The 15619-nt window shown below is 73.9% G+C and carries 14 protein-coding genes; 11 read left to right on the top strand and 3 right to left on the bottom strand.

What is annotated here, in order from left to right; all coding sequences use genetic code 11:
* Window positions 1–352: 352 nt before the first annotated feature.
* A complete protein-coding gene (locus ACZ7KX_RS18515; protein WP_470327335.1) occupies window positions 353–838 on the top strand; it encodes a hypothetical protein in 486 nt (161 codons plus the stop codon).
* 266 nt (window positions 839–1104) lie between these two features.
* Entirely contained in the window at window positions 1105–2748 is a 1644-nt protein-coding gene (locus tag ACZ7KX_RS18510; RefSeq protein ID WP_470327334.1) for an APC family permease, read from the top strand.
* A 56-nt stretch (window positions 2749–2804) separates the two neighbouring features.
* Here the strand turns inward: ACZ7KX_RS18510 and ACZ7KX_RS18505 are convergent, their stop codons facing one another.
* Complete coding sequence (locus ACZ7KX_RS18505) at window positions 2805–3947, bottom strand: pyridoxal-phosphate-dependent aminotransferase family protein (protein ID WP_470327333.1); 1143 nt, start codon at window positions 3945–3947, stop codon at window positions 2805–2807.
* Window positions 3948–3990: 43 nt separating this feature from the next.
* On the opposite strand from ACZ7KX_RS18505, the gene ACZ7KX_RS18500 reads away from it, so the two are divergent.
* From ACZ7KX_RS18500 to ACZ7KX_RS18470, 7 genes are all read left to right on the top strand, one after another.
* Window positions 3991–5082, top strand: coding sequence for an amidohydrolase family protein (locus ACZ7KX_RS18500; RefSeq protein WP_470327332.1), 1092 nt, complete (start codon window positions 3991–3993; stop codon window positions 5080–5082).
* Between the two features lie 143 nt (window positions 5083–5225).
* Window positions 5226–5903, top strand: a complete 678-nt coding sequence (locus ACZ7KX_RS18495; protein ID WP_350521330.1) for a uracil-DNA glycosylase — start codon at window positions 5226–5228, stop codon at window positions 5901–5903.
* An 88-nt stretch (window positions 5904–5991) separates the two neighbouring features.
* Entirely contained in the window at window positions 5992–7056 is a 1065-nt protein-coding gene (locus ACZ7KX_RS18490) for an SCO1860 family LAETG-anchored protein (RefSeq protein WP_470327331.1), read from the top strand.
* 251 nt (window positions 7057–7307) lie between these two features.
* Entirely contained in the window at window positions 7308–8330 is a 1023-nt protein-coding gene (glnII, locus tag ACZ7KX_RS18485) for a glutamine synthetase (RefSeq protein ID WP_470327330.1), read from the top strand.
* A gap of 163 nt (window positions 8331–8493) precedes the next feature.
* On the top strand, window positions 8494–9072 hold the full coding sequence (locus tag ACZ7KX_RS18480; RefSeq protein ID WP_470327329.1) for a hypothetical protein: 579 nt from the start codon (window positions 8494–8496) through the stop codon (window positions 9070–9072).
* Window positions 9069–9605 carry a hypothetical protein gene (locus ACZ7KX_RS18475; protein ID WP_470327328.1) on the top strand — a complete coding sequence of 179 codons (537 nt, stop codon included), beginning with the start codon at window positions 9069–9071 and terminating at the stop codon, window positions 9603–9605. The genes ACZ7KX_RS18480 and ACZ7KX_RS18475 overlap by 4 nt, the downstream gene beginning before the upstream one ends.
* Window positions 9599–10429, top strand: coding sequence for an MOSC domain-containing protein (locus tag ACZ7KX_RS18470; RefSeq protein WP_470327327.1), 831 nt, complete (start codon window positions 9599–9601; stop codon window positions 10427–10429). Before ACZ7KX_RS18475 ends, ACZ7KX_RS18470 begins: the two co-directional genes overlap by 7 nt.
* On the opposite strand, the gene cobC is transcribed toward ACZ7KX_RS18470, so the two are convergent.
* Together cobC and ACZ7KX_RS18460 are read right to left on the bottom strand one after the other, a co-directional pair.
* Window positions 10416–11462, bottom strand: a complete 1047-nt coding sequence (gene cobC / locus ACZ7KX_RS18465) for an Rv2231c family pyridoxal phosphate-dependent protein CobC (RefSeq protein WP_470327326.1) — start codon at window positions 11460–11462, stop codon at window positions 10416–10418. The genes ACZ7KX_RS18470 and cobC overlap by 14 nt on opposite strands.
* Window positions 11459–12838 carry a cobalamin biosynthesis protein gene (locus ACZ7KX_RS18460; protein ID WP_470327325.1) on the bottom strand — a complete coding sequence of 460 codons (1380 nt, stop codon included), beginning with the start codon at window positions 12836–12838 and terminating at the stop codon, window positions 11459–11461. The genes cobC and ACZ7KX_RS18460 overlap by 4 nt, the downstream gene beginning before the upstream one ends.
* 382 nt (window positions 12839–13220) lie before the next feature.
* Here ACZ7KX_RS18460 and ACZ7KX_RS18455 point away from each other — a divergent pair, with 382 nt between their 5' ends.
* Both ACZ7KX_RS18455 and ACZ7KX_RS18450 read left to right on the top strand, forming a co-directional pair.
* A complete protein-coding gene (locus ACZ7KX_RS18455; protein ID WP_470327324.1) occupies window positions 13221–14198 on the top strand; it encodes an alkaline phosphatase family protein in 978 nt (325 codons plus the stop codon).
* A gap of 5 nt (window positions 14199–14203) precedes the next feature.
* A complete protein-coding gene (locus ACZ7KX_RS18450; protein WP_470327323.1) occupies window positions 14204–15619 on the top strand; it encodes an MFS transporter in 1416 nt (471 codons plus the stop codon).

The following is a 15619-nucleotide window of genomic DNA, read 5'->3' as shown; positions in this document are numbered from 1 at the left end:
AGCACCGAGAGCGAACACAGCCTGCACATCACTCTCGGCGTGCAGCTCCTGACCGTGCACTGGGCCTTGAAGAGGTTGCTGGAGCTGGGTGAGGAATCCGAGGCGCTGCGTGCCGCGCTGCCGCCGGATCTTGGTGGTCGAGACTTCGGGAAGGGGGCTGGCTGTCGTAGGAGACCGGCATGCTGGGAGGCATGACGCTTGCGAACCCGGAGCTGGGCACGCGGAGGCAGCCGAGTTGAGTGTGAAAGCGCAGGCCCTGGGGCAAGCTTTGGTCGACGCGGCAGGCCGCGCGGCAACCGACTACGGTTCCCGAGCGGGGACCCGTGCAACGCTACACAATCATGCCAAGCGGGTGGCAGCACTCCTGGAAAGGACTGCTGATCAGTTGCTCCCGGACCGGGAGCGCGCCACGCGAGAGCTCGCAGTATTGGCATCGGCGATTGCCGAACAGACCGCGGATGGGTGTTTCACCGATCTTCTGGGTTCGATCGGAGAACCCCCAGAGCTTCCAACGAACGCTCCGGAGTCGCCGGACCGCGCCGATGGACGCAGGCTGGCCATCGCCACGGTCACGGCCTTGTTGCTCACGACCGCGCTGGCCGTCACGGTCGGGCTGTTCGGTCTCCCTGCCTTCGTCACCGCGCCCCTGGCGGTGTTCACGGTCCCGCTACTCACGTTTCTACTGCTGTCGTTCCGCCACGGGCTCACGGAGGCCCTGCGTCTCGTTGCTGTCTTGCGAACAGTACGTGGGGAGAATCCCGCAGAGCCCACTGCGGTGGCTGAAGGCGAAGCGACGCCCCAGAAGGAATCAGATCCGACTGCCGGGTCGGCTGACTGAGGCAGTTTTCTCTCGGGCGGTGTCGGCGGATGGCCGTTCCGGACGGCCGTGTGGCGGCGCAGCCGCTGGTCGTGTGGCGGGATGAGGGGTTACCGCCCTGTAGGAGCTTTCAATGGTGCTACAGGGGAAGGGAAGCGGTCGGCACCGGCGGCCGCTTCCGCCGTCTGGCTGACGGGGGCCGGGTGCCGGGTGTTTCGGGGAGGGGGAGAGGGCGGGGCTGCGGCAGTGTCGGGGTGGATTTTCCCCGATACGAGAGGCGGCCGGGCATGGCTCATTCCGATACGAACACGGGGCCGGTTGCCTCGGGGCACACCGGGCTCAAGCGCGAGGTCGGGGTCGCCGGGCTGCTGTGGGCCTCGGTCGGCGCGATCATCGGCTCCGGCTGGCTGTTCGGGGCCCAGAAGGCGGCGGTGGCGGCGGGGCCCGCCGCGTTGCTGTCCTGGGGGATCGGCGCGGTGGCGATCATCCTGCTGGCGCTGGTGCACGCCGAGCTGGGCGGGCTGTTCCCGGTGGCGGGCGGCACGGCGCGGTACCCGCACTACGCCTTCGGTGGGTTCGCGGGGATGTCCTTCGGCTGGTTCACCTGGCTGCAGGCGGCGACCATCGCGCCGATCGAGGTGCAGGCGATGATCAACTACGCCCAGCACTGGTCCTGGGCGGACGGCCTGCTGAACAAGGACCTGACGCTCACCGGCACCGGGTTCGTGGTGGCGGCCGCGCTGATGGGCGTCTTCGTCGCGATCAACTTCCTCGGCGTCAGGCTCCTCGCGCACACCAACAGCGTGGCCACCGTGTGGAAGGTCGCCGTCCCGATCCTGACCATCTTCGCCCTCGGGCTCACCGAGTTCCACGGTTCCAACTTCAACGTCCACGGCTTCGCGCCGGACGGCTCCAAGGGCGTGCTCGCCGCGATCAGCACCAGCGGGGTGATCTTCGCGCTGCTCGGCTTCGAACAGGCCATCCAGTGGGCCGGCGAGAGCCGCAACCCGCGCAGGGACATCCCCCGGGCCGTCCTGGGCTCGGTCGTGATCGGCACCGTCATCTACGTGATGCTCCAGGTGGTGTTCATCGGCGCCCTGCCGCCGGAGACCTTCGCCGGAGGCTGGGGCACGCTGACCTACCCGGGTATCAGCGGGCCGTTCGCGGGCCTCGCCACCCTGATCGGCCTGGGCTGGCTGGCCACCATCCTCTTCATCGACGCGATCATCTCGCCCGCCGGCACCGGGCTGGTCTACATGACCTCCAGCTCGCGGGTGACGTACGGACTGAGCCGCAACGGCTACGCGCCGCAGGCCCTGCAGTTCACCGACAAGCGCTCGGTGCCCTGGCTGGGCCTGATCATCGCCTGGGTCGCCGGGGTGATCTGCTTCCTGCCCTTCCCCAGCTGGCAGCGGCTGGTCGGCTTCATCACCTCGGCGGTGGTGCTGATGTACGCGGGCGCGCCGCTGGCCTTCGGCGTCCTGCGCAAGCGGTTGCCGGGGATGGAGCGCTCGTACCACCTGCCCGCCGGCACGATCATCTCGCCGATCGCCTTCGTGGTGGCGAGCCTCATCATCTACTGGTCCGGCTGGGACACCCTCTGGCGGCTGGGCCTGGCGATCGTGATCGGCTACGTGCTGCTCGGTGGCTACTCCGCCTACGCCGTCTCGAAGGGGGTGCCCAACGCGCCGCGGATGGACTTCAAGGCGGGGCAGTGGTTGCCGGTCTACCTGGTCGGCATGGGCCTGACCTCCTGGCAGGGCACGTTCGGCGTGGGTGCGAAGGGGAACCTGCCGCTGTGGTGGGACATCCTCGTCGTGGTGGTGTTCTCCCTGGTGATCTACTACTGGGCGCTGGCCGTCGCGCTGCCGGCGGACGAGATCGAGCGGAACATCCGCGGCGTCGAGGTGATGGACGCGGGCGGGCACTGAGCCCGGGGGACGGCGGAGCGGCCCCCGGGCGATCCGGGGGCCGCTCTGCTGCGTCGCTACGCCCCGACGGTCGCCTTCCAGGCGGCGTCGGCGGCGGCCAGGGCCGGCTCGGCGTCGGTGTGCGTCGCCGCCGCCAGGCCGGCGAGGCAGGCGCGGACGGTGTCCGGCGAGGCCGCGGCGCCGTAGTGGTTGACCCGGAGCATCGAGGCGGCCAGTGCGCCGCCGCCCGGCTGGACGGGCAGCGCCGGGTCGAGGCGGGCGGCGAGTTCGCCCGCGTGCAGCCCGGGCGGGGTGCGCAGGGTGGTGGCGACCGGCGCCGCGTGGGCGTCCTCGGTGACGAAGGGGGAGAGGGTGCCGAGCGCGTGGACGCCGGCCCGGGTGGCGGCCGCGGCGGCGCGGTGGCGGGCGATGACGGCGGGCAGGCCGTCGGCGGCGATCCGGTCCAGGCAGGCGCCGAGGGCGAGCATCTCCAACTGGGCGGGGGCGTGCGGGAGCACGGCGCGGCCGGCGTCGGTCCAGCGCTCCTTCCAGTCGAGCAGCGACAGGTAGGAGCGGCGCGGAGCGGCCGGGTTGGCGGTGATCCGCTCCCAGGCGCGCTCGGAGACCGAGACGGCGGAGACCCCGGCGGGCCCGCCCATCGCCTTCTGGCCGCCGATCACGCAGAGGTCGATGCCCCACTCGTCGGTGAGCAGCGGTTCGGCGGCGACGGAGGCGACCGCGTCGAGCATCAGCAGGGCGCCGTGCTCGCGGACGACGGCGCCGATCTCCGCGACCGGGTTGGTGTTGCCGGTCGCCGCCTCGGCGTGGACCAGTGAGACGAAGTCGATCCCGGGGTCGGCCCGGAGGGCCTCGGCGACCTGCTCCGCGCTCACCGCGCTGTCGAAGGGGACGGCGAGGTCGACGACGGTGGCGCCGCAGGAGCGCAGCCAGTTGCCGAAGGTCTGCCCGTACGGGCCGGTGACGATGTTGAGCGCGGTGGAGCCCGGGTGCGCGGCGCCGCGGATCGCGGCCTCCAGGGGGAGGAGCGCCTCGCCCTGGGTGACGATCACGTCGGCCTCGGTGCGCAGCAGCGCGGCCACCTGGTCCTCGATCGCCGCGAACTCGGCGGCGCTGAGCGGGGGGAGGTCGAGGAAGGGACTCACGTCGTTGATGGCCTCTCGCTGCAAGGGACGGTCGGTGCGGGAACGAGTCTGCCGCATCTTCGCTACTTACACGGAACGTCTCCGTCGGTAGAGTGCGGCCATGAGCGATGGCGCGGTGCTGCACGTGCGGGGTCGGGTGCTGGTCGGTCCGGAGGATGTCCGGGACGAACTCTGGGTGGTGGACGGCCGGGTGAGCTTCACCCGCCCGCCGACCGCCGGGGACGTCCGGACGGTGACCGGCTGGGTGCTGCCGGGCCTGGTGGACGCGCACTGCCACGTCGGCCTGGACGCGCACGGCGCGGTGGACGCGCAGACCAGCGAGAAGCAGGCGCTCACCGACCGCGACGCCGGCACCCTGCTGATCCGCGACGCCGGCTCGGCCGCCGACACCCGCTGGATCGACGAGCGCGAGGACCTGCCCCGGATCATCCGCGCCGGGCGGCACATCGCCCGCACCCGCCGCTACATCCGCAACTACGCGCACGAGATCGAGCCCGGCGACCTGGCCGCGTACGTCCGGGCCGAGGCCCGGCGCGGGGACGGCTGGGTCAAGCTGGTCGGCGACTGGATCGACCGCGACCGCGGCGACCTGGCCGCCTGCTGGCCCGGCGACGCGCTGGCCGAGGCGATCGCGGCGGCGCACGAGGAGGGCGCGCGGGTCACCGCGCACTGCTTCTCCGCCGAGTCGCTGCCGGACCTGCTGGCGGCCGGGATCGACTGCGTCGAGCACGCCACCGGGCTGACCGAGGAGCTGATCCCGGTCTTCGCCGAGCGCGGCGTCGCCATCGTCCCGACCCTGGTCAACATCGCGACCTTCCCGGACCTCGCGGCCGGCGGCGAGGCCAAGTTCCCGGCCTGGTCGGCGCACATGCGGCGGCTGCACGAGCGCAGGTACGACACCGTCGGCGCGGCGCACGACGCGGGCATCCCGGTGTTCGTCGGCACGGACGCGGGCGGCTCGCTCGCGCACGGGCTGGTCGCGGACGAGGTGGCGGAGCTGGTGAAGGCGGGCCTGAGCCCGGCCGAGGCGCTGTCGGCGGCGAGCTGGGGCGCGCGGCGGTGGCTGGGACGGCCCGGCCTGGAGGAGGGCGCGCCGGCGGACTTCGTGGTGTACGCGCAGGACCCGCGGGCGGACGTCCGGGTGCTCGCGGACCCGCAGCTGGTGGTGCTGCGGGGGAAGCCGGTCGGCTGACGGCGGGTCGGGTGCGCGGTTCGGGCCCGCCGGGGCCGCCGCCGGGCCGCTGCGGCGCCCGCGGAACGGGCCTCCCGGCGGCCCTCGATCCCATGATCATCCGCCGGAACGCCCTGTCGGTGTAGGCCGATAGGGTGGCGGCCATGGCACCGCGTCCACTGAATGAGATCGTCGAGCCCGGTTGGGCCACCGCCCTGGAACCCGTCGCCGGACGGGTCGCCGCGATGGGCGACTTCCTGCGCACCGAGCTGGCCGCAGGCCGCACCTACCTGCCCTCCGGGCCGAACGTGCTGCGGGCCTTCCAGCAGCCGTTCGCCGACGTGCGGGTGCTGATCGTCGGGCAGGACCCGTACCCGACCCCCGGCCACGCCGTCGGGCTCAGCTTCTCGGTGGCGCCGGAGGTGCGCCCGATCCCGGCGAGCCTGATCAACATCTACCAGGAGTACGGCACCGACCTGGGCCTGCCGCAGCCGTCCAACGGCGACCTCACCCCGTGGACGCAGCAGGGCGTGCTGCTCCTCAACCGCGCGCTGACCACCGCGCCGGGAAAGCCCGCCGCGCACCGCGGCAAGGGCTGGGAGGAGGTCACCGAGCAGGCGATCCGGGCGCTGGTGTCGCGCGGCGGCCCGCTGGTGGCGATCCTGTGGGGGCGCGACGCCCGTAACCTGCGGCCGCTGCTGGGGGCCGTCCCGGCGATCGAGTCGGCGCACCCGAGCCCGTACTCGGCGAGCGGTGGCTTCTTCGGCTCCCGGCCGTTCAGCCGGGCCAACGAGCTGCTGGTGCGGCAGGGGGCGCAGCCGGTGGACTGGCGGCTGGCCTGAGGCCCGCTCGTACCAGAGTCAGGTCAGTGCGGAACGTCAATCTCACTCCAACGGGTGAAATGACGTTCCGTGTTGCTCATGTGACGGATTGTTCGAGAAGACTGGCGGCTCATCGTTCCATCTGTGTGGGGGTACCGCCTTGTCTGCTCGCCGAATCGTTTCTGCAACTGCCGTCGCCGCCGCCACTGCCGTGATGGCGGCGGGCACGCTGCTCACCGCCGGGCCCGTCCAGGCCGCCCCGGTCGCCCCGTCGGCCGAGCCCTCCCCGGGCAAAGCCCGCGCCGTCACCGCCGAAGTCGCGCTGGACGTCAAGCTGTTGAACAACGCCGTGGACGTCCCGGTGAACATCGCACTGAACAAGGTGGAGTCGCCCGCACAGGGATGGGGGTCCCCCCGGCCGGAGGCCGGGGGAGGCTCCGCCCTCACCGCCACGGTGGACGGCGTCGACCAGCAGGGCCCGGTCACCCTGGTCAAGGCCGACGTCGGCAAGTCCGTGACCCGCGTCGACGCCAAGGGCGCCACCGCCTCCGTGAAGCTGGTCAACGCCGACGTGCACGCCCCCGGCCTGCCCGCCACCGCGCTGCTCGGCCTGGAGGCCATGAGCGCCGAGGCGACCTGCCCGGTGGACGGGCAGCCCACCGCGGACGTGGTCGCGCCGGCCAAGCTGACCGTGCTCGGCAAGCCGGTCACCGTCGGTCTGTACGGGCCCACCAAGGTGGACGTGCCGCTGATCGGCAGCGTCACGGTGGAGTTCTCCAAGAAGACCACCACCTCGACCACCGCCGCCGCCTCGGCCCTGGAGGTGCAGGTCGAGGTGAACCCGCTGAACCTGAACGTCGCCAAGGTCAGCGGCAAGGTCACCGTCGCCTCGGTGGGCTGCGAGAAGCCCTCCGCGCCGTCGGCCGTCCCGTCGGCGACGAACGCCCCGGGCACCGCGCCCGCCGCCCAGCCGGTGGCCGACACCACCACCTCGCACGCCGCCGTGCCGCCGGCCGGGGCCGGGAAGCCCGCGCAGCCGGAGCGGCTGGCCACCACCGGCGGCAGCAGCGCCACCGGCCCGCTGGCCGCCGGGGCCGCCGCCCTGGTCGCGGGCGGGGCGGCGGCGCTGTGGGCCACCCGGCGCCGCCGGGCCGCGCACGCCCGCCGGCACTGAGGCGCCGTCGCGACCGGGGCCGGCTGCCGACTGCTGCGGTGACCGGCCCCGGCGGCGGGCCGCGGAGGGCTCCGGGGGGAGGGGCACGTGCACCGTGCGGGGCGGGAGTGCCGGCTCAGGCACTCCCGCACCGTGACCGTGCCAATGCGGACGGTTGGTTCACATGCGCGTTACATGAGAGGAACAACCGGGAAACGGCGGCTTGCGACGCTACGCGGGCACCCACCACCCAGCAATGCGAGGGACAAGCCGTGGCAATCAAGGCCGAGTACATCTGGATCGACGGCACCAAGCCGACCGCGAAGCTCCGTTCCAAGACTCGCGTCCTGCCCAACGCCGACAAGATCCCGACCTGGGGCTTCGACGGTTCCTCGACCAACCAGGCCGAGGGCCACGCCTCGGACCGCGTGCTGGAGCCGGTGAAGGTCGTTCCGGACCCGATCCGCGGCGGCGACAACATCCTGGTCCTCTGCGAGGTCCTGGAGACGAACGGCACCCCGCACGAGTCCAACACCCGCGCCCTGCTGCGTGAGGTCGCCGAGAAGTACGCCTCGCAGGAGTCGATCTTCGGCATCGAGCAGGAGTACACCTTCTTCAAGGGCTCCCGCCCGCTCGGCTTCCCGGAGGGTGGCTTCCCGGCCCCGCAGGGCGGCTACTACTGCGGCGTCGGCGCCGAGGAGGTCTTCGGCCGCGAGATCGTCGAGCTGCACCTGGACCGCTGCATCGACGCCGGCCTGGCCATCTGCGGCATCAACGCCGAGGTCATGCCCGGCCAGTGGGAGTTCCAGATCGGCCCGGTCGACGCCCTGACCGTCTCCGACGACATGTGGATCGCCCGCTACCTGCTCTACCGCACCGCCGAGGAGTTCGGCATCGACGCCACCCTCGACGCCAAGCCGGCCCGTGGCGACTGGAACGGCGCGGGTGCGCACACCAACTTCTCCACCAAGGCGATGCGCGAGGGCTACGACGCCATCATCACCGCCTGCGAGTCGCTCGGCGCCTCCCAGGAGAAGGTGCTGGAGCACGTCAGCCAGTACGGTGACGACATCCAGTCCCGCCTCACCGGCAAGCACGAGACCGCCCCGTGGAACGTCTACAGCTACGGCGTCTCCAACCGCGGTGCCTCCGTCCGCATCCCGTGGCAGGTCGAGGTGGAGCAGAAGGGCTACATCGAGGACCGTCGCCCGAACGCCAACGTCGACCCCTACGTCGTCACCCGCCTCCTGATCAACACCTGCTGCGAGGCCCTGGAGAAGGCCGGCCAGGTCTGATCCGACGCCCCCGTGGTGTGCGTGCAAAGCCCGCAGGCCCCTCCCCGCGCCGGGGAGGGGCCTGCGGGCTTTGCGCCGAGCGCCTCGCCGGGCCCGGGGAGGGGCCCGGCAGCGACCGGCAAATCGCTGGTCAACTGTCGGCGCCGGAACGAGAATTCATGACATGACCCAGCAGCCCCTGCTCCTCCTCGACGTGGACGGACCACTCAACCCCTTCGCCGCGCCGAAGCGGCGCCCGGACGGCTACGGCACCTTCCGCCTGCGGCCCACCTGGTGGATCGCGAAGCAGGAGCGGCTGGCGGCGGCGCAGGCCAGGCTGGCGACGCGGGCGAAGCACGCCAAGCGCCCGGTCGGCCGGGTGAAGCCGCTGCGGGTCTGGCTGAACCCGGCGCACGGCCCCGAACTGCTGGCGCTGCCCTACGAGTTGGTGTGGGCCACCGGCTGGATGAGTGAGGCGAACACCCACATCGGGCCGCACATCGGGCTGCCCGAACTCCCGTACATCCGCTGGACGGAGATGTTCGGCGAGGATCCGGACGGGCTGCACTGGAAGACCCGGGACGTGGTCGCCTGGGCGGCCGGGCGGCCGTTCGTCTGGGTCGACGACGAGCTCGGCCCGCAGGACGCCGAGTGGATCGCGGCGAACCACGCCGGGCCGGCGCTCACCCTGCACGTCAACCCCCGAACAGGCCTGCTGGCCGACGACTTCGCGACCCTGCGGGAGTGGGCGGCCGCCGCATGAACGGACAGCCGCTGCTCTTCCTGGACGTGGACGGACCGCTCAACCCCTACGCCGCGCCCGGGGCCCGTCAGCCGGACGGCTACCGCACCCACCGGCTGCTCCCCGAGACGTGGGTGGCCCGCCACGCGCCGCAGCCGCGGGAGCAGGTGGAGCCGCTGCGGGTGTGGCTGAACCCGGCGCACGGACCGGAGCTGCTGGCGCTGCCGTACGAGCTGGTGTGGGCCACCACCTGGACGGACGACGCCAACGCCCTCATCGGCCCGAACATCGGGCTGCCCGAACTCCCCTACGTCCCTTGGACGGAGATCTTCGGCACGGACCCGGACGGGCTGCACTGGAAGACCCGGGACCTGGTCGCCTGGGCGGCCGGGCGGCCGTTCGTCTGGGTCGACGACGAGCTCGGCCCGCAGGACATCGAGTGGATCGCGGCGAACCACCCGGCCCCGGCCGTGGCGCTCTGGGTCGATCCCCGGTTCGGCCTGCGGGAGCTGCACTTCGAGGCGCTCCGGGACTGGGTGGAGGAGGCGTGCTGAGCGGGGCCGACGCGCGCCCCGGCTCCGGCCTCGACGTGGGCCCGGTCGAGCGGCTGCGGCGCTACCCGGTGAAGTCGCTGCTGGGGGAGGAACTGGACGCGGCCGACGTCACCGGCCGCGGCCTGGCCGGGGACCGGGAGCGGGCGCTGCTCGACCCGGCGACCGGGCGGGTCGCCAGTGCCAAGCACCCCCGGCTCTGGGCGGGCCTGCTCGGGTACGCGGCGGTGGCCACGGCGGACGGCGGCGTGACGATCACCGGTCCGGACGGGCGCGCCGCGGACGAGGCGGAGCTGTCCGAGGCGCTCGGTCGCAAGGTCGCGCTGGTCGCCGGACGCCCGCCCGGTGTGACGATCGAGCGGGCCGTGCCGGAGGAGGTGCTGGCGCACGGCATCGCCGCCGAAGTCGGCTTCACCGTAAACGAGTTGGGGCGTGCCGCGCCCGAGGGCGGCTTCTTCGACTTCGCTCCGCTGCACCTGATCACCACCTCGACGCTGCGTGCCACCGGTTGCGAGGCCGAGCGCTACCGGCCGAACCTGGTGATCCGCACCGACGGTGAGGGCTTCGTCGAGAACGCCTGGGTGGGGCGCGAGCTGGCCGTCGGTCCGACGCTGCGCCTGCGCGTCGTGGCGGCCACCCCGCGCTGCGCCGTCCCCACCCTGCGGCACGGCCCGCTGCCCCGCCGCCCGGAGGCCCTGCGCATCCCGGCCGAGCGGAACCGGGTGGTCCCGCTGGAGGGCATGCCGGCACTGCCCTGCGCGGGGGTGTACGCGCAGGTGCTGGCGCCCGGGCGGATCCGGACGGGCGACCGGCTCAGGCTGGACTGAGCACCGCCGCGAGGGCCTTGAGGAACCGGTCGGTGGTCTCCTCGTCCCGGACGGCGATCCGCAGCCACTCCTCGCCCAGGCCCGGGAAGGTGTCCCCGCGCCGGACGGCGAAGCCGTGCTCGCGCAGGCGCCCCCGGACGGCGGCGGCGTCCGGCAGCCGGACCAGGACGAAGGAGGCGGCCGGTTCGCCGTACCACCGCACCTGCGGGAAGGCGGCCAGGCCCGTCAGCAGGTGGTCGCGCCGGCGGGCGAGTTCGTCGGCGGCCCGGTCGGCCTCGGCGAGTGCGGCCCGGGTGCTGCAGGCCTCGGCGGCGGCCAGGGCCGGGGTGGAGACCGGCCAGAGCGGCTGGGCGGCGGCGAGTTCGGCGATCAGCGGCGCGGGTCCGAGCACGTAGCCGATCCGCAGTCCGGCCAGCCCCCAGGTCTTGGTGAGGCTGCGCAGGACGACGACCCGTCCGGGCAGGTCCCGAACCGAGGCGAGGGACTCCCGCTCACCCGGCACGGTGTCCATGAACGCCTCGTCCACCACCAGGGTGCGCCCCGGCCGGGCGAGCGCGGCCACGGCCTCGGCGGGGTGCAGCACCGAGGTCGGATTGGTCGGGTTGCCGAGGACGACCAGGTCCGCCTCCTCGGGGACGGTGCCGAGCCGGAACCCGTCCCCGGGGGAGAGCAGCACCCGGTGCACCCGGTGTCCGGCATCCCGCAGGGCCGCCTCGGGCTCGGTGAACTGCGGGTGCACGACGGTGATGTGACGCACCGTCAGAGTGCGAGCCAGCAGGACGAAGGCCTCCGCGGCCCCCGAGGTGAGCAGCACCTCGTCCACCGGGCGGGCGTGCCGGGCGGCCACCGCGGCGCGGGCGGCGCTCTGGTCGGGGTAGGCGGCGAGGTCTCCGAGGGTGGCTGCCAGGCGCTCGCGCAGCCAGCTCGGGGGCGTTCCGGTGCGGACGTTGACGGCGAGGTCGATCAGGCCGAGCCCGTCGGCGCGGACCTCGGCGTCGCCGTGGTGGCGCAGGTCGGGTTCGGGGGCGGTCACGCGGGGTCTCCCTGGTGCTGGGCGGGGTCGGCAGGGTGGGCGTCGGTGTCGCTGTCGGCCGGGGCGGCCCGGGCGGCCGGTGTGGGCACGTGGCGGAGCTCGTACGGGCCGGGCGGCACGGCGAGTCCGGCGCCGTCGCCGAGGGTGACCAGGGCGACGGTGTGTCCGTGGGCGGCGAGGTGCGCGGCGGCTCCGGCCGGGTCCAGCGGCGCCCCGGAGCCGTCCGCCGTCGTCCCGGCGGCGACGTCCACCACGATCCGCCGCGTCGTCGGCCGGAGCGGCCCGGCCGCCGCCTCGATCACCGTGAGCGCGTCGAGGGCCTCGGGAGTCCCCACCACCGCGGAGGCGTCCCGCAGTTCGGCCGGCACGTACGGCTGAGCCGCGTCGGTTCCCGTGGGGCCCGCCCCCGGGGCGCCCGCCCCCGGCAGGCCGGGCCGGCCGGTCCCGAGGTCGACCTGCACGAGTCGGCCGCGCACCGCCGTCGTCCGTGCGATCGCCACCGTCGCCATCGCCGACTTCCGCTTGGCGACCACGAGCCGCCCGCCCGGCGCGCTCGCCAGCGCCGCCGCCTCGGCGACGCTCGCCGTACCGACGGCCGCCCCGACCGCCGCGGACGGGTTCGGCACCGTTACGCCCGCCAGCTCCTCGGCGGGGTGCCCGTCCACCGGGACCCCGCCCAGGCAGAACGCGGCCCAGCGCACCGCCGGGTGGTCCGTCTTGCCGGCCACCGTGGCCAGCCGGGCCACCGCGGCGCGGGCCAGGCCGGCCTCCTTGAGCGTGGCGTCCAGCAGGCGCACCAGCTCGGTCCGCCCGGCGGCGCCGGCGGCGCCGACCCCGACGACGAGCGTGCGCGGGGGCACCAGCAGATCGCCGTCGCCCGGGTCCTCCCGGTCGGTGACCCGCAGGATCGGGGCGTCCCCGGGGGCGTCGGGTGCGACCTGCTCGTCGGGCGCGACCTGTTCGACGGGTGTGACCTGTTCGCCGGGTGCGACCGGCGCTTCGGGCACCCCGGCCCACGGAGCGTGCCCGGTGGGAACCGGGGTGACGCCGAGCGCGGCCGCCACCTCGACGGACAGCTCCTCCGCCGCGTCCCCGCCGGCCATCGGGATCACCCAGCGCCGCTGCGGGTCCACACAGAGCAGGACCGAGCCGCGCGGAAGGTCCACGAGCCCGCCGGTGAGCAGGGAGACCACGAGAGGGAGCGGGGCGACGGCGACCACGGCCCGGTACCGGTGGAGCGCGAAGTGCAGGACGTCGGGCGGCTGGGAGCAGTTGCCGCGCGAGGCCCGGTGGACGTGGCTGCCTTCCGGCCAGAGCGCGTGCAGCTCGTCGGCGAGCGGACGGCCCGGCCCGTCGATGGCGACCAGTCCGATCACGTACCGCGCTCCTTGCCGTTCCCGGCCCCTCGGCAGCGGCCTCCGCGATCCCACCACGGGCGGCCGGAGAGGGTCAATCGCGACCGGTGTGACGTCTGCCGCCGGGCGGTGCTCGGGCCGGAGCGCCGGGGCGTGCCGATCGGAACGCCGACCGGAGCGCCGCGTGTGCCGCCCGGGACACCGGGCGTGCCGACCGGGACCTCGGCCGCTCCGGCCGGGACTTCGGCTCGCCCCCCGGAACGGCGCACGTCCACGAACCGGACGGCCCGGTCGCGGCAGCTGTTCGTCTGTTCTTCACTTGTCTTGTGCCGTACACGACACCCGCGCGCTCCTACTGTTTTCGGCGCTCCTGCCCCGGCAGCCCCGACCTCCGGAGGACCCCATGGCCACCGCACGACCGCGCACCCCCGGCGTCCCCGCCCCCGAATCCGCCCCCACTGCCGGCGCCGCCCCGGCCCGGTCCGCCGCGCCGCGCCCCGCCCGCCGCCGCAGGATCCGCCCGCTGACCACCCTCGCCGCCGGGCTCGGTCTGGCCGTCGGCTCGCTGGGCCTCTGGTCCGCGGGCGGCAGCGCGGCCGCCGACACCGCCGCCGGCCTGCCCGCGCCGGACCACGTGGTCGTCGTGGTGCTGGAGAACCACGCCTACTCACAGGTCATCGGCAGCCCCGACGCCCCGTACATCAACGACACCCTGGTGGCGGGCGGCGCACAGCTGACCCAGTCCCACGCGCTCACCCACCCCAGCCAGCCCAACTACTACGCGCTGTTCTCCGGCAGCACCCAGGGCATCGTGGACGACAGCTGCGTGCACGTCGGCGCGCTGCAGGCACCCAACCTGGCCTCCGAACTGCTCGCCGCCGGGCAGACCTGGGCCAGCTACAACGAGGGCCTGCCCCAGCAGGGCGCCACCGACTGCCGCGTCGACAACTACGCGCAGAAGCACAACCCGTGGTTCGGCTTCGGCAACGTGCCCACCGGCACCGCGAACACCATGGACGCGTTCCCCACCGACTTCAGCACCCTGCCCAAGGTCTCCTTCGTCGTCCCGGACCTCTGCGACGACATGCACGACTGCTCCGTCGGCACCGGCGACTCCTGGCTGCAGAGCAACCTCGACGCCTACGCGCAGTGGGCCAAGAGCAACAACAGCCTGCTCGTCGTCACGTTCGACGAGAACGACGGGATGGCCGGCAACCGCATCCCGACCCTGGTCTACGGGGCACACGTCACCCCGGGCAGCAGCACCGCCACCACCTACAACCACTACGACGTGCTGCACACGCTGGAGGACCTGGCCGGCCTGGACGCCCACGCGGGCAACTCGGCCGGCGCCACCGACATCACCGGCATCTGGAACTGACGCCCGTGTACGTCGCGGACTCCCGCAGTTCGAAGGCACCCGTCGCCCCGGCCGCAGGACCGGCGCGACGGGCCGCCGTCCCCGGAACGGTGCTCGCCCTCGGCACCGTCAGCCTGGTCACCGACATCTCCTCCGAGATGGTCACCGCCGTCCTCCCCCTCTACCTGCTCACCGGGCTCGGCCTCTCCCCGCTCGGCTTCGGCCTGCTCGACGGCATCCAGAACGGCTTCAGCGCCCTCGTCCGGCTCGCCGGCGGCCACCTCGCCGACCGCCGCGGCCGCGACGGCGCCGCCCGTCACAAGGCCGTGGCGGCTTTCGGGTACGGGCTCTCCGCGCTGTGCCGCCCGCTGCTGCTGCTCGTCCACTCCGTGCCGATGATCGGCGCCGTGATCGCCGTCGACCGCACCGGCAAGGGCCTTCGCACCGCACCCCGGGATGCGATGATCTCCCTCGCCACCGAACCCGCCCACCGCGGAAGGGCGTTCGGCGTGCACCGGGCGATGGACACGGCCGGCGCCCTGCTCGGCCCGCTCACCGCCTTCCTGGTGCTGCGACTGGCCGGCGGCCCGCTGCTCGCCGACGGCGGCGAACGGCACGGCTACGACGCGGTGTTCACGGTCAGCTCGTGCGTCGCCGCCCTCGGCGTGCTGATCCTGCTGCTGTTCGTGCCGAACCGGCGTCATGGTGACGATGTGTCAACTACCGCTCCCCCGCTGCGCGACAGCCTCACCCTGCTGCGCCTGCCCGGACTCCGGCGCCTCGCCCTGTGCGCCGTCCTGCTCGGGCTGACCACCGTCAGCGACTCCTTCCTCTACCTGCTCGTCCAGCGCCGACTGGGCCTGTCCGTCGCCCTCTTCCCGCTGCTGCCGCTCGGCACCGCCGCCGCCTTCCTGCTGCTCGCCGTCCCGCTGGGGGTGCTCGCGGACCGGATCGGGCGCCACCGGCTCTTCCTCGCCGGGCACGGCGTGCTGCTCCTCGCGTACGGGGTGCTGCTCTCGCCGCTGCGCGGACTGCCGGCGGTGATCTGCGTCCTGGTGCTGCACGGCGCGTTCTACGCGGCCACCGACGGCGTGCTCGCCGCCGCGGCCGCCGACGCCGTGCCGGCCGAGCAGCGCGGCGCCGGACTCGCCCTGGTCGGCACCGGGCAGGCGCTGGCCCGGTTCGCCTGCTCGCTGCTGTTCGGCGCGCTGTGGGGCGCGGTCGGCGGCCCGACGGCGCTGGGCTGGTCGGCGGGGGCGCTGGCGCTGTGCGTGCTCGGCGCGTCGGCGGTGCTGCGCCCGGCCGGGCCGGCGGCGGCACGCGAAGCCGGACCCGACGGCGGGCGCGTCGCCGGGCGAGCAGCCGAACCCGATGCCGCATCCGATGCCGCATCCGATGCCGCGCCAGAAGCCGGACCCGTCGCCGTCGAGGAGAGTTCGTGA

This window comes from Kitasatospora sp. NPDC038210 (assembly GCF_055600605.1).
This window is presented reverse-complemented; position numbering and strand designations above follow the sequence as displayed.

What these genes read in the sequence shown, in the direction of transcription:
- ACZ7KX_RS18495 (WP_350521330.1), top strand. Translation starts at nt 5,226, where the DNA reads ATGGCACCGCGTCCACTGAATGAGATCGTCGAGCCCGGTTGGGCCACC.
- ACZ7KX_RS18505 (WP_470327333.1), bottom strand. Translation starts at nt 3,947, where the DNA reads ATGCGGCAGACTCGTTCCCGCACCGACCGTCCCTTGCAGCGAGAGGCC.
- ACZ7KX_RS18480 (WP_470327329.1), top strand. Translation starts at nt 8,494, where the DNA reads ATGACCCAGCAGCCCCTGCTCCTCCTCGACGTGGACGGACCACTCAAC.
- ACZ7KX_RS18475 (WP_470327328.1), top strand. Translation starts at nt 9,069, where the DNA reads ATGAACGGACAGCCGCTGCTCTTCCTGGACGTGGACGGACCGCTCAAC.
- ACZ7KX_RS18500 (WP_470327332.1), top strand. Translation starts at nt 3,991, where the DNA reads ATGAGCGATGGCGCGGTGCTGCACGTGCGGGGTCGGGTGCTGGTCGGT.
- ACZ7KX_RS18455 (WP_470327324.1), top strand. Translation starts at nt 13,221, where the DNA reads ATGGCCACCGCACGACCGCGCACCCCCGGCGTCCCCGCCCCCGAATCC.
- ACZ7KX_RS18510 (WP_470327334.1), top strand. Translation starts at nt 1,105, where the DNA reads ATGGCTCATTCCGATACGAACACGGGGCCGGTTGCCTCGGGGCACACC.